Raw genomic sequence first — 12070 nt, 5'->3', positions numbered from 1 at the left:
GCTCGATGCGGACCGTGGGGAACGCTCAAGCCTATGCGACGCGCGCCCGGGGCCGGGAGGGCGCGGGGCCGGCTCCGGCGACTTCGAGGAGCACCCGCTCCCATCGTTGCGCCACCACCGTGATCCCGAACTGCTCGAGGCAGTGGTGTCTCGCCGCCCGGCCGAGGGCTCGCCGGCGGGTGGGGTCGGTCAGCAGGTCGCGCATCGTCGCCGCCAACGCCTGGCGGTCACCGATGGGCACCACGACGCCCGTCTCGCCATCGATGACGATGTCGGTGATGGCGCCGACGGGCGTGGTGACCGCTGGCAGGCCGCAGAGCCCGGCCTCGATGAGGGCGGCGGGCATGCTGTCACCGCCCCGGCTGGGAAACACCACCAGATCGGCGGCTGCGTAGGCGTCGAGGGCGCGGGGCAACGATCCGGTGAACGTGACCCGGCCGGGAGCCACCGCCGCGGCCCGCTGCTCCAGCGCCGCCCGGTCGGGGCCGTCGCCGGCCACGATCAGATGGGCGTCCGGGACGGTGGCCAGGGCGTCGATCGCCAGGTCGGCGCCCTTCTCGGGCACCAAGGCGGCGATGAACAGCGCGGTGGGGCCCTCCGGGACCCCGAGCGCGGCCCTGGCAGCTGGCGCGGCCGCTTCGTCCCGCAGCGGGAAGGCGTCCTCGGGCACCCCGTTGGGCACGACGGTGATCCGGTCCGCCGGGAGCCCGATCCACTCGATGAGCTCCCGGCGGGTGTGGTCGGCGAGCGCCACCACCCGCGCCGCCCGACTCATGAGGGCCCGGACCCGGAGGCGTCGCAGCCGGGTCGGCGCCCAGAACCGCGAGTCGCTGATCTGGCGGTACACGAACGGGGTGCGAATGCCGGCCCCTGCTATCGCGCAGGCCGGCAGCGTGGACGAGCCGTGAGCCACGACCACCTCGGCCGAGCTCATCTGCCGGCGCAGCGCGGCGAGTGTCCGGCGACCGAGCCGCTCGTCGCCGAGCACCCCGACCGGGAGGCGCTGGGCGTTGTGTCCCGGGGCCAGGGCGACGGTTCGTACCTCATGGCCTCGCTGGCGCAGAGCGCGCTCGAGGTCGGTGGCGAAGACCTGAGCCCCCCGGCGGTCGGTGTCGGTCACCACCTGGAGGATCCGCAGGGAGCGGGCAGCCATGGGACGGTGAGTGTAGGTCCTACACTCCTGCGCCACGGTCGCCATGTCGTCGTTCGCTCGCCAGGTCCTGAAGGGCACCGCCGCCACGGTGGACGTCCTCCGACCTCGCGCGCCGGGCGTGGTGGTGCTCATCTACCACTGCGTCGGTGGTGGCCGGGCGAGCTCGGTGGACCTGCCCGTCGACCTGTTCGAGGAGCAGGCCGCGTTCCTGGCCGAGCAGGCGAGCGTCCTCGACCTGGACACCGCGCTCGAGGTGCTCGCCGGCCGCCACCCCATGCCCGCCGGCGCGGTGGTGCTGACCTTCGACGACGGCACGGCTGACCTGGTCGAGCACGCGCTGCCCATACTCGTGCGGTACCGCCTGCCGGCGACCGTGTACCTGGCCACGGGGTTCGTGGACGGGCCCCGCACGATCTGGGGTGACGGGGGCGCGCTGTCCTGGGCTGGGGTGCGCGAGATGGTGTCCACCGGCCTGGTCACGCTCGGCTCCCACACCCACTCGCACGTGTTGCTCGATCGCCTCCCCGCCGGTGAGGTGGCCAGCGAGCTGGACCGTTCGGTCGAGCTGATCGGCGAGCACACCGGGGTGCAGGTGGCGCACTTCGCCTACCCGAAGGCGCTGGAGCCGTCACCTGACGCGGACGCGCAGGTGCGGGCCCGGTTCCGCTCCGCGGCCCTGGCCGGCACGAAGGCCAACGTGCCGGGGCTCACCGATCCCCACCGCCTGGCCCGCTCGCCCGTGCAGGTGTCCGACGGTATGCGCTGGTTCGCCCGCAAGGCGCGGGGCGGGATGGGCTTCGAGGACACGGCCCGCCGGGTGCTGAACCGGCGGCGCTACGCGGGGGCGACGAGGTGACCCGGCCTGCGGGGCGCGACCGACCACGGCTCATCCACGTCACCACCACCGACATGAGCCTCGACTGGCTGCTCGGCCCGCAGCTCCGTGCCTTCGCGGAGGCCGGCTTCGAGGTGTTCGGGGCTTCCGCGCCAGGGCCGCACGTCGCCCGGCTGGAGCAGATGGGCATCGGCCACGTGGCCCTGCGGCACGCTACCCGGGAGATGGCCCCGCATCGGGATGCCCTGGCGTTGGCCGAGCTCCTCGCGGTGTTCCGGGATCTGAAGCCGGACATCGTTCACACCCACAACCCGAAGCCGGGGGTGTACGGGCGGATCGCTGCCCGGTTGGCCGGGGTCCCGGTGGTGGTCAACACGGTCCACGGTCTCTACGCGCTGCCTGAGGACCCCGTCCCCAAGCGGGCCCTCGTCTACTCCCTCGAGCGGATGGCTGCGGCGTGCTCGCAGGCGGAGCTGCTGCAGAACGAGGAGGATCTGCCGGTGCTGCGCCGCCTCCGGGTGCCCGCGCAGCGTTTGCACCTGCTCGGCAACGGGATCGACCTCAAGCGGTTCGACCCGGCCACGATCGGCGCTGCCGGCCGTGCGCGGATGCGGGCAGAGCTGGGGGTGGGACCCGACGAGGTGCTGATCGGCGCGGTCGGTCGCCTGGTGGCCGAGAAGGGCTACGTTGACCTGCTGGACGCGTTTTCGCTGGTGCGCCGCTGGCGGCCCGAGGCCCGGCTGATGGTCGTGGGACCGTCGGACCCCGACAAGGGCGATGCCCTGCCACCGGATCTGCTGGCGTGGGCCGAGCGCGAGCACGGGGTGCGGTTCCTCGGCCACCGTGACGATGTCGAACGGCTGTACGCCGCGATGGACCTCTACGTGCTGGCCTCGCGCCGGGAGGGCTTTCCTCGGTCGGCGATGGAGGCGGCCGCCATGGGCCTGCCGGTCGTGGCCACCGACATCCGAGGGTGCCGGCAGGTGGTCGACCACGGCGTCAACGGGTTGCTCGTACGGGTGGGTGCCGTGGCCGCGCTGGCCGAGGCGCTGGCGGGGATGGTGGCCGATGCGTCCCGCCGCGAGGCGATGGGCCGCGAGGCACGGTGCAAGGCGTTGCGTGAGTTCGACCAGCAACGGGTGGTGTCGACCACCCTGGACGTCTACCGGCGCTTGCTGGCGGCGAGAGACTCGTAGAGCGCGCCGAGCTCGCGGGCCGGGCGCTCCATGCCGAACGAGCGGCCTCGCTCGGCCGCGGCTGCCGCCATGCCGGCCAGCCGCTGGGGGTCGCTCGCCACCTTGACGTAGGCCGTGGCCAGCGCCTGTGGGTCGTCAGGGGGCACGAGGCGACCCTCGACGCCGTCGGTGATCGCCTGGGGGATCCCGCCCACGGCGGTGGCCACGACGGGAAGCCCGAGCGCCAGCGCGTCCATCAATGCCACAGGGAGGCCTTCGTGGCGGGAGGTGAGGGTGAAGATGTCGAACCCGCTCATCACCCGCACGGCGTCGTCGCGGTAGCCGAGGATCGTCACCCGCTCGCCCAGGCCCATCGAGGCCAGCCGGGCGCGCATCTCCTCCTCGAGGGGCCCCTGCCCGACGGAGACGAACCGGAGTGGGACGGGGGAGCGGAGGGCCTCGGCGGCGGCGTCGAGCCAGACCTCGTAGGCCTTCTCGCGACGGAAGTTGGCCACGATGCCTACGACGACCTCGGTCGGGGCGATCCCCAGCTCGCGGCGGACGTCGTCCCGGCTGGCCCGCTGGGCGCGGATGGCCTCCACGTCGACGCCGTGTACCAGCACCCGGACCCGTGGCCGCAAACGGGGCGGGATGGTCTCACGTACGTCTTCGGAGACGCACAGCTGGGCGTCGTCGAGCCGGTAGGTGAGCCGGTTGGCCAGTCGGGTGAGCCGGTTGTGGCGGGGCCAGCGGTTGTGCTCGGTGTACACCAGCGCCGGCCGCTCCCGTCGGGGCAAGGTGCGCACCAGGAGCCGGGTGACCGAGGCCACGAGCGGGGAGTGGTTGTGGATCACCTGCACGGGGTGCTCCCGCAGTCGCCGGCGGAGCCGCCAGGCCCAGCGCAGGTCCCATTCCCGGCTGCTGTCGAGGCAGGTCACCACCACGCCTTGCTCTTCGAGCCGCGGGACCAGGTGGTCTTTCCAGGGAACCAGGTAGGCGGCCTCGACCTCCAGCGCGCGGCGATCGGTGGCCTGCGCCTGGTTCACGAGCAGCTGCTCCGCGCCGCCGGGGCCCAGGCCCTTCACGAGCCAGAGGACCCGGGTGGTCACGCCGGGACCTGGTGGGAGCCGGCCAGCACCGACCGGATGGTCGCAATCACCCGTTCCTGGTCGTCGTGGGTCAGGCTCGATCCGCTCGGTAGGCACAGCCCGGTGGTGAAGATCCGCTCCGCCACCTGGCCGCCGAGGCGCTCAGCACCGGCGAAGACCGGCTGCAGGTGCATCGGCTTCCAGGCCGGACGGGCCTCGATGTCCGCGGCCTCGAGAGCGACGCGCAGCTCCTCGGGGGTCGCGGCCGCCGCGGCGGGGTCGAGCGTGATGACCGTGAGCCAGTTGGTGGGCTCGCCACCCGCAGCGTTCGGCAGGAAGCCGACGCCGGGCAGGTCGGCGAGCGCCGCCCGGTAGCGCCGGTTGATCGCCCGGCGGCGGGCGACCTTCTCGTCGAGATGGCGGAGCTGGCCCCGCCCGACCGCGGCGAGCAGGTTGGACATCCGGTAGTTGAACCCGACCGTCGAGTGCTCGTAGTGGGGGGCCGGGTCCCGAGCCTGGGTGGCCAGGAACCGGGCTCGCTCCACCAGGGCTCGGTCGTCGGAGACCAGCATCCCCCCGCCCGAGGTGGTGATGATCTTGTTGCCGTTGAACGAGAACACGCCGAGGCGCCCGAACGATCCGGCGGCCCGCCCGTGGTAGCGGGCGCCGAGGGCCTCGGCCGCGTCCTCGATGAGCGCGACGCCGAGCTCGCCGCAGACGGCTTCCAGCTCGTCGTAGTCGGCGCACTGGCCGTACAGGTCGACCGCGATGACCGCCTTGGGCAACCGGCCGGCCTTCACTCGCCGGCGCAGCGCCGTGTCCACCAGCGCCGGGTCGACGCACCAGGTGGACGGCTCGGCATCGACGAAGACGGGTGTCGCACCGGTGTAGATGACGGCGCTGGCGGTGGCGATGAAGGTCAGCGTCGGCACCAGCACCTCGTCGCCGGGCCCGACACCGTGCAGCAGTAGCGCCAGGTGCAGCCCGGCGGTGCCGCTGGAGAGCGCGGCTGCGTGCCCGACCCCGACGTAGGCGGCCAGCTCCCGCTCGAACGCGTCGACGTGGGGCCCCAGGGGGCTCACCCAGTTGGAGTCCACCGCGTCGAGCAGCAGCTCGCGCTCGTCGGGGCCCACGTCGGGTGGGGACAGGAAGATGCGGGCCATCGGGCGCAGTAGGGTAGTGCAGCTCAACCGGCGGGCCTTCGGGCCCGGTCCGATGAGACCGACCCGGCCGCCGCCCGGTCGAGCCCGCCACGGGAGTCCTGCGCCTTGGTGTCGAAGTTCGAAAAGCGCGCCCGGCGAGTCCGCCGGGCCATCCGGAAGGTCCCGGTGGTCGAACCGGTGGTCAGCCGCGCCGGCGCGGTGGTCTGGCGACGTCACCTGCGCCGGCAGGTGGCGCGCAGCCAGGCCGGTGTCGATCCCACCCGCCTGCTGTGGGTCGATCCTGCCCAGGTGCACCGGCGCCTGCGGCCCGACGCGGTCCGCGAGCTCATCCCCGGGTCGGCCCGGAACGCGATCGGCCAGGTCCGGGGGGGCGACTGGGATCTCGACGTCGAGCCCATCGACGCCCACCCCTTCGTCGGCGCGGCCCGGGAGCGCTACGCCGAGGGCAAGGCGTGGGACGACACCCGCTTCGCCGCCGAGATGCGGGCCCGTATCGAGCGCGACGGGCCCCAGCACCGCTACCGCACCCCCGAGGACATCGCCCGGCTCGGTGCCCGCTGGGACGAGCTCGCCGATCGCATCCGGGTGGAGGGCTTCCGCTCGCAGGACGAGCTCGCTGACGGCAAGCCCTGGGAGGAGGTGCTGGTGGCCTTCGACCGCTTCGGGCGGCTCGTGTTCGTCGAGGGCATCCACCGTTTCGCCATCGCCCGGGCCCTCGGCGTCGAGCGGCTCCCGGTCCGGGTCGCCGCCCGGCATCAGGACTGGTACCGGATGAGCGGGGAGATCCGGGCCTACGTCAACGAGGCCGAGGGTGGCCGGGCGTACCAGCCGCTCCTGCACCCCGACCTGGCGGACGTGCCCTACAGCCACGACGGCGAGCGGTTCGATCTCATCCTCGACGCCCTGCCGGTGCGGGAGGGGCGGCTGCTCGACATCGGGGCGAACTGGGGGTACTTCTGCCACCGCTTCGAAGCCGTCGGGTTCTCACCCATCGCATCGGAGCGGTCCGAGAAGCAGCTCTACTTTCTCGCCGCGCTGCGCGACGCCCTCGAGCGACGGTTCGAAATCTGGGGCGGCTCCATCACCGACGTGAAGGATCTCGGCGAGTTCGAGGTGGTGCTGGCGTTGAACGTGTTCCACCATTTCCTGAAGGCGGAGACCAGCTACCAGGAGCTGCTCGGCCTGCTGCGGCGCCTGCGCACCCGCTACCTGGTGTTCGAGCCCCACCTGCCGACGGAGCGGCAGATGCAGCGGGCGTACCGCAACCCCGACCCCGACGAGTTCCGTGAGCTCGTCCAGCGCGAGACCGGACTCACCGAGCACACGTTGCTCGGCACGGTGGGGCAGGGGCGGCCCGTCTACCTGCTGCGCGGGAGGGCCTGACCATGGCGCTGCTGGCCGACACGGCCAAGAAGGTCTCCCGCACTCTCCCCCGCGAGCTGGTGCTGCGCCTCCCTCGGTCGATGCTCCCGGGGTTCGTGATCGTGGGCACCGGCCGTTGCGGCACGGCGTACATCGCCAAGCTGCTGCGCGAGATGGGGGTGCGCTGCGGCCACGAAGCGGTGTTCTCCAAGCGGGGGGTGACGGCCAGCCGGACCCTCCAGGGGGACGCGTCGTGGTTGGCGGTGCCCTACCTCGCCCACTACCGGGGCGTGGTGCTGCACCAGACCCGCGAGCCGATGGCCACCATCAACTCGTTCGTGGGTGTGCACCGGTTCTCCCAGCAGCTCGACCCGAAGCGGTCCATCTCGTTCGTGGCCAAGCACTTCGAGATCACCGGGGACGAGGTGGCGGACTCGATGCGCTGGTACGTCGACTGGAACGAGCGCTGCGAGCCATACGCCGTGCTGCGCTACCAGGTGGAGCAGGTCCCGGAACGGATCGAGGAGATCCTGCGCACGCTCGGGCTGGCCGTGGAGCAGGCTCGGATCGACCAGGCCCTCGCCGCGGTGCCGACCACCACCAACACCAAGACCCGGGCGGCGCTCGCCTTCGACGACCTGCCGGCCGGTGCGCTGCGGGACCGCTTGGCCCGCACCGCCGAGCGGTACGGGTACGAGCTGTGAAGGTCGTTGTCACCGGTGGGGCGGGGTTCATCGGCGGCAACCTCTGCCGCCGCCTGCTGGACCATCCCGACGTCACCGAGGTCACCGTCCTCGACGACTTCTCGACCGGCTCACCGGGCAACCTGGAGGGTCTCGACGTCGAGCTGATCGAAGGCTCGATCCTCGACGCGGCGATGCTCGACCGGGTCTGCGCGGGCGCGTCGACCGTCGTGCACCTCGCCGCTCGTGGTTCCGTGCCCCGCTCGCTGGCCGATCCGGTCCGCACCCATCTGGTCAACGCCACCGGGACGGTCGAGGTGCTCGAAGCCGCCCGCCGGGCCGGCGGCGCGCACGTCGTGGTGGCGTCGTCGTCGTCCGTCTACGGCGCGAATCCCGAGCTGCCCAAGCGGGAGCACCTGGCGCCGATGCCGGTGAGCCCCTATGCGGCCAGCAAGCTGGCCACCGAGTCCTACGCGCTGGCCTACCAGCGTTCCTTCGGCCTGCCGGTGCTCGCCTTCCGCTTTTTCAACGTGTTCGGCCCCCTGCAGCCGGCCGGGCACGACTACGCAGCGGTGATCCCGGCCTTCGTGGACGCCGCGCTCGGCGACCGGCCGCTGCCGATCCACGGTGACGGCTGCCAGTCCCGGGACTTCACCTTCGTGGGCACGGTCACCGAGGTGCTCACCGATGCCGTGGCGCGCCGGGTCACCTGTGAAGGCCCCGTGAACCTCGCGTTCGGCTCCCGCATCGACCTGCTGTCGGTGGTGGCGCTCTTGCGGGACATCCTCGATGCTCCCCTCGAGGTCGAGCACCAGCCACCCCGCCCCGGCGATGTCCGCCACTCCCAGGCCGACTCGACGAGGCTGCGTGAGCTGTTCCCCGACGTGGAGCCCGTCGGTTTCGAGGCGGGGCTGCGGGCGACCGTCGAGTGGTTCCGTTCGAGGAGGGCGGCGCGTGCCTGAGGAATTCGGGCCCTACCGCGGCAAGCGGGTCCTCGACCTGTTCATCGTGTGCGTGGTGGGGCTCCCGGCCCTGGCGGTGGGGCTGCTGTGCGCGCTGGCGGTCAAGGTCACCTCCCGCGGTCCGGTGCTGTTCCTCCAGGAGCGGGTGGGCATGGGCGGGCGACCGTTCACCGTGTTCAAGTTCCGCACGATGGTCGCCGGCGACAACCCGATCTTCCCCGACGCCAGCCGCATCACCACCGCCGGCAAGTGGCTGCGGCGGTTCTCGCTCGACGAACTTCCCCAGCTCCTCAACGTGTGGCGCGGGGAGATGAGCATCGTCGGACCGCGCCCCGCGCTCGCCTACCAGGTTGAGCGCTACACGGATCGGCAGCGGCACCGCCTCGACGTGCGCCCCGGCCTCACCGGCCTGGCGCAGGTGAACGGCCGCAATGCCTTGGCCTGGGAGGAGCGCATCGAGCTCGACCTCGAGTACGTGCGCACCCAGTCGCTGCTGGTCGACCTGCGGATCATCGGGCGGACCCTGTGGGTGATGCTCTCCGGGGAAGGAGCCGAAGGGCATCCCACCGACGACCCGCTGGCGGCGCCGTCACCCGAGCCGCCGGCCGCGGGGTGACGGTCCGCTCGGGACACGGTCGATGCAGCCCCTGGTCATCATCGGAGCCGGCGGCCACGGTCGCGAGACCCTCGACGTGGTGGAGGCCGTCAACGCGGTCGAACCGAGCTACGAGTTCCTCGGGTTCCTCGCGGACGAGGCCGACGGGGAGCTGGTGGGGCGCCGCGGCGCGCGGGTGCTCGGGCCGCCGGGCTGGCTGGAGGCCAACGACGCGGCGTTCGTGATCGGCATCGGCGCCCCTGCCGCCCGGCGGCGGCTGGACGAGGCCGCCAGCGCGAGTGGGCGGGAGGCGGTGGTGCTGGTGCACCCGCTGGCGTCGCTCGGGTCGGACCTGCGGCTGGCGCCGGGGGTGATTCTCGCCGCGGGGGCGCGGCTGACGACCAACGTGACCCTGGGGCGTCACACCCACCTGAACGTCAACGCGGTGGTGTCGCACGACTGCGTGGTGGGCGACTACGTCACGCTGAGTCCGGGGGCGCTGGTCAACGGCAACGTCCGGTTGGGCGACGGGGTCTTCCTGGGGACGGGGTCCATCGTGCTGCCCGGGGTGCAGGTCGGCGACGGCGCGGTGATCGGCGCAGGCGCCGTGGTCACCGAAGACGTCGGTGCCGGGGAGACGGTGGTGGGGGTGCCGGCCCGGCCGATCGGGGATCGGCGCTGATCGGCGGTCAGTCCGCGGCAGAGCGGTCGGGGTAGCCGAACGTCTCGATCTCGCGGGCGAACACCGCGGCGATGCGCCGGTTCGCGCCAGCATCGAACTGCACGGGATCTCCCTGCGGTCGGAAGCCACCCTTGGCCCGTGGCAGCTCGACCGGGACGTCCAGGCCGAGGATGGACAGCACGCCCTCAAGGTCGGCCTGGAGGGATTCAAAGCGGCCGACGAAGTCGACGGCCACCCGATCGTCGATGGTGTAGAGACCCCAGTCGCTCGGCAGCTCCGCCGTCCTGACCCACCGGTCGAACGGTGGGCGGTCGGGGTCGTCGCGGGTGGCGAACCAGTACCAGGACGCGGTCTTCTCCCACGGATCGCGCTCGAAGCAGAAGGTGAAGTACTCCTCCCACACCCGCCGGCCCAGGCGGGCGATGATGAGCCGGGCGGGCATGTGGTTGTAGAACGCTCGCCCGGCCCGCAGGTCAGCCAGCGTGCCCCGGGCTCCGCTGCCTCGCAGCGAGCGTGTGCGGCGGAGCCGGCCCGCTACCTCGGGCCACGGGTTGAACCGCCGGTGCCAGTTGCGGGGGTGGTGGTCGATGCCTTCGCTGACCGTGAAGGGGGTCACGACCGCGTCGGGGCCGGCCAGGGACGAGAGGAAGACCTCGATGCTGGTGCCCGCGGTCTTTCGGGTCTTCACGAAGATGAACTTGTGCTGGTGGGAGACGATCATCGGGCTCTCGTCAGGGCGAGGACCGCTGGCGTCGCGACGGCGGCGCGGGCTGCCGGGGTCGGGTCCGGGCGACTCTAGTAGGGTCGGTCGCTTCGGCGGACCGTGCAGGCTGCCGCTGCCGTCGGTCGGGAGACAACCGTGCGAGTCTTCATCCTGTGCGCCGGTCGAACCGGCTCCACCACCATCATCCGGGCGTTCGGCCATGCGACGAACTTCACCGCCGGTCACGAGAGCCGGGCTGATCGGCTCGTGGCCCGCTGCGAGTACCCGGATCAGCACATCGAGGCCGACAACCGCTTGGTGTGGTTCCTCGGGACACTCGAGCGCCTCTACGGGGACGACCCGCTCTACGTTCACCTGACCCGGGACCGCCGGGCGGTGGTCGAGAGCCACCTGGCGCGCTGGAACGCCGCGGTGGCCCGCAGCCGGCCAGCGTGGCTGCTCCGCCATCCTCGGATGCTGGCCGGCCGGGCGCGGCGGTGGCTGCGCGACCCCGAGTCGACCCGCTATCCCTCGATCGTGCGGGGACTCGGTCGGGAGGTCATCATCAGGCCCGGGGTGTTCAGCGAGGAGGACCGCCGGCAGGTGTGCGAGCTGTTCGTCCAGACGGTCGAGGACAACATCGAGGGGTTCTTGGCCGGCAAGCCCAACGTGGAGCACGTGGCGGTCGAGTCCTTCGCCGATGACGTCAAGCGGCTCTGGCATCGCATCGGAGCGGAGGGTGATCTCGACGCCGCCCTGGCGGAGCTCGAGGTTCGCCACAACCGCTACCTGAGCTGACGCGCCCGCCGCAGCAGCAGGATCGTCGCTGCGGCCCCCACCACGGTGATGAGGCCGGCCCGCCACGCGCCGGTGGCGAGCGCCGCGGTGCGAGCAGCCCACCGGGCGCCGGCGAGGGCGCAGGCGACCTGCACAGCCGCGACGGCGGTGGCGAGTTGTCCAGGCCAGGTGGCGGGGCGCCCGTCCGCCGGCGAGCGCCGCCACCCGACCAACGCGATCGCCCCGACGGTGATCGGTACCGCCGCGCCGGCCAGCGCTCCCCACAGCGCGGCGGGCCTGCCGGGGGCACCCCATGCCGCCGCCCAGAGCGCGGGGAGCGCCGCGGCCCCCCACACTGCGGCGGGAACAGGGCCGAGGGGCTCAGCCGGGCGCGGCACGCACGCCAGGGCGGCGACGGCGGTGGCGCCCAGCACCAGCACCGGGGCCTCGGTGTCGGGGACCGCGGCCCAGATGCCCCCCACCCCGGCCAGCGCCACCAGCGCCATGGTCCAGCGGGGAGCTCGGCTGCCGAGTGCCTCGAACCCCCACCCGAGCAGGACCACCATGGCCGCCAGCACGAACCGGGCCCCGATCGGCACACCGGCTGGCACGGTGGCGGTCACCGCGCCCAGCACCCCCAGCACGGCCAGCTGGGCAGGCCACCGCGGGGCGGCGGAACCGGCCACCGCTCCCACACCGGTCGCGAGCGCCAGGCGCGCCTCGCCGAGGTCCCGCCAGACCAGTGCCAGAGAGGTCAGCACCCCGAACCCGGCGATCGCGAGCGACGGCCGTCGCCACGGGATCGCCACCAGCGCGACCGCCACCGCACCGGCGGCGGCACCGGCGAGCGCGTCCCGGGGATTGAACGCGTCGAACTCGACCCCCACGGGGA

Annotated in this window: 13 protein-coding genes; 8 read left to right on the top strand and 5 right to left on the bottom strand. The window is 72.8% G+C overall.

Annotation, left to right across the window (positions count from 1 at the left end):
* Nucleotides 1-31 precede the first annotated feature (31 nt).
* Nucleotides 32-1153: a glycosyltransferase family 4 protein gene (locus HZF19_RS07395; protein WP_208028125.1), complete on the bottom strand. Its 1122-nt coding sequence runs from the start codon at nt 1151-1153 to the stop codon at nt 32-34.
* A gap of 43 nt (nt 1154-1196) precedes the next feature.
* Between HZF19_RS07395 and HZF19_RS07390 the strand changes: the two genes are divergently transcribed.
* Nucleotides 1197-2009, top strand: a complete 813-nt coding sequence (locus tag HZF19_RS07390; RefSeq protein ID WP_208028124.1) for a polysaccharide deacetylase family protein — start codon at nt 1197-1199, stop codon at nt 2007-2009.
* Complete coding sequence (locus HZF19_RS07385; RefSeq protein ID WP_208028123.1) at nt 2006-3184, top strand: glycosyltransferase family 4 protein; 1179 nt, start codon at nt 2006-2008, stop codon at nt 3182-3184. The genes HZF19_RS07390 and HZF19_RS07385 overlap by 4 nt, the downstream gene beginning before the upstream one ends.
* On the opposite strand, the gene HZF19_RS07380 is transcribed toward HZF19_RS07385, so the two are convergent.
* Together HZF19_RS07380 and HZF19_RS07375 are read right to left on the bottom strand one after the other, a co-directional pair.
* A complete protein-coding gene (locus HZF19_RS07380; protein WP_208028122.1) occupies nt 3151-4272 on the bottom strand; it encodes a glycosyltransferase in 1122 nt (373 codons plus the stop codon). The two genes, HZF19_RS07385 and HZF19_RS07380, sit on opposite strands and share 34 nt — an antisense overlap.
* Nucleotides 4269-5414, bottom strand: coding sequence for a DegT/DnrJ/EryC1/StrS family aminotransferase (locus tag HZF19_RS07375; RefSeq protein ID WP_208028121.1), 1146 nt, complete (start codon nt 5412-5414; stop codon nt 4269-4271). Before HZF19_RS07375 ends, HZF19_RS07380 begins: the two co-directional genes overlap by 4 nt.
* Before the next feature lie 108 nt (nt 5415-5522).
* Here HZF19_RS07375 and HZF19_RS07370 point away from each other — a divergent pair, with 108 nt between their 5' ends.
* Genes HZF19_RS07370 through HZF19_RS07350 form a run of 5 tightly spaced genes read left to right on the top strand, consistent with a single transcriptional unit; the run spans nt 5523 to nt 9698 of the window.
* The gene (locus HZF19_RS07370) at nt 5523-6797 is read left to right on the top strand and encodes a class I SAM-dependent methyltransferase (protein ID WP_208028120.1); all 1275 of its coding nucleotides are present in this window, start codon (nt 5523-5525) and stop codon (nt 6795-6797) included.
* Nucleotides 6798-6799: 2 nt separating this feature from the next.
* Nucleotides 6800-7480, top strand: coding sequence for a hypothetical protein (locus HZF19_RS07365; RefSeq protein WP_208028119.1), 681 nt, complete (start codon nt 6800-6802; stop codon nt 7478-7480).
* Nucleotides 7477-8421 (top strand): NAD-dependent epimerase/dehydratase family protein, encoded by a 945-nt coding sequence (locus HZF19_RS07360; RefSeq protein ID WP_208028118.1) that lies wholly within the window; start codon nt 7477-7479, stop codon nt 8419-8421. The genes HZF19_RS07365 and HZF19_RS07360 overlap by 4 nt, the downstream gene beginning before the upstream one ends.
* Entirely contained in the window at nt 8414-9037 is a 624-nt protein-coding gene (locus HZF19_RS07355; protein ID WP_208028117.1) for a sugar transferase, read from the top strand. Before HZF19_RS07360 ends, HZF19_RS07355 begins: the two co-directional genes overlap by 8 nt.
* 22 nt (nt 9038-9059) lie before the next feature.
* Entirely contained in the window at nt 9060-9698 is a 639-nt protein-coding gene (locus HZF19_RS07350; RefSeq protein WP_208028116.1) for an acetyltransferase, read from the top strand.
* A 7-nt stretch (nt 9699-9705) separates the two neighbouring features.
* Here the strand turns inward: HZF19_RS07350 and HZF19_RS07345 are convergent, their stop codons facing one another.
* Entirely contained in the window at nt 9706-10419 is a 714-nt protein-coding gene (locus HZF19_RS07345; RefSeq protein WP_208028115.1) for a sulfotransferase family protein, read from the bottom strand.
* A 138-nt stretch (nt 10420-10557) separates the two neighbouring features.
* Here HZF19_RS07345 and HZF19_RS07340 point away from each other — a divergent pair, with 138 nt between their 5' ends.
* Complete coding sequence (locus HZF19_RS07340) at nt 10558-11199, top strand: hypothetical protein (RefSeq protein ID WP_208028114.1); 642 nt, start codon at nt 10558-10560, stop codon at nt 11197-11199.
* On the opposite strand, the gene HZF19_RS07335 is transcribed toward HZF19_RS07340, so the two are convergent.
* Nucleotides 11187-12065 carry a hypothetical protein gene (locus HZF19_RS07335; RefSeq protein WP_208028113.1) on the bottom strand — a complete coding sequence of 293 codons (879 nt, stop codon included), beginning with the start codon at nt 12063-12065 and terminating at the stop codon, nt 11187-11189. The genes HZF19_RS07340 and HZF19_RS07335 overlap by 13 nt on opposite strands.
* Between the last annotated feature and the right edge of the window lie 5 nt (nt 12066-12070).

The sequence above is a fragment of the Rhabdothermincola sediminis genome (genome assembly GCF_014805525.1).
Taxonomy (GTDB): domain Bacteria; phylum Actinomycetota; class Acidimicrobiia; order Acidimicrobiales; family Acidimicrobilacustridaceae; genus Rhabdothermincola; species Rhabdothermincola sediminis.
Note: the sequence above shows the minus strand (reverse complement) of the source record. Positions and strands in the feature narration are given on the sequence as shown.

What these genes read in the sequence shown, in the direction of transcription:
- HZF19_RS07395 (WP_208028125.1), bottom strand. Translation starts at nt 1,153, where the DNA reads ATGGCTGCCCGCTCCCTGCGGATCCTCCAGGTGGTGACCGACACCGAC.
- HZF19_RS07390 (WP_208028124.1), top strand. Translation starts at nt 1,197, where the DNA reads ATGTCGTCGTTCGCTCGCCAGGTCCTGAAGGGCACCGCCGCCACGGTG.
- HZF19_RS07375 (WP_208028121.1), bottom strand. Translation starts at nt 5,414, where the DNA reads ATGGCCCGCATCTTCCTGTCCCCACCCGACGTGGGCCCCGACGAGCGC.
- HZF19_RS07365 (WP_208028119.1), top strand. Translation starts at nt 6,800, where the DNA reads ATGGCGCTGCTGGCCGACACGGCCAAGAAGGTCTCCCGCACTCTCCCC.
- HZF19_RS07350 (WP_208028116.1), top strand. Translation starts at nt 9,060, where the DNA reads ATGCAGCCCCTGGTCATCATCGGAGCCGGCGGCCACGGTCGCGAGACC.
- HZF19_RS07345 (WP_208028115.1), bottom strand. Translation starts at nt 10,419, where the DNA reads ATGATCGTCTCCCACCAGCACAAGTTCATCTTCGTGAAGACCCGAAAG.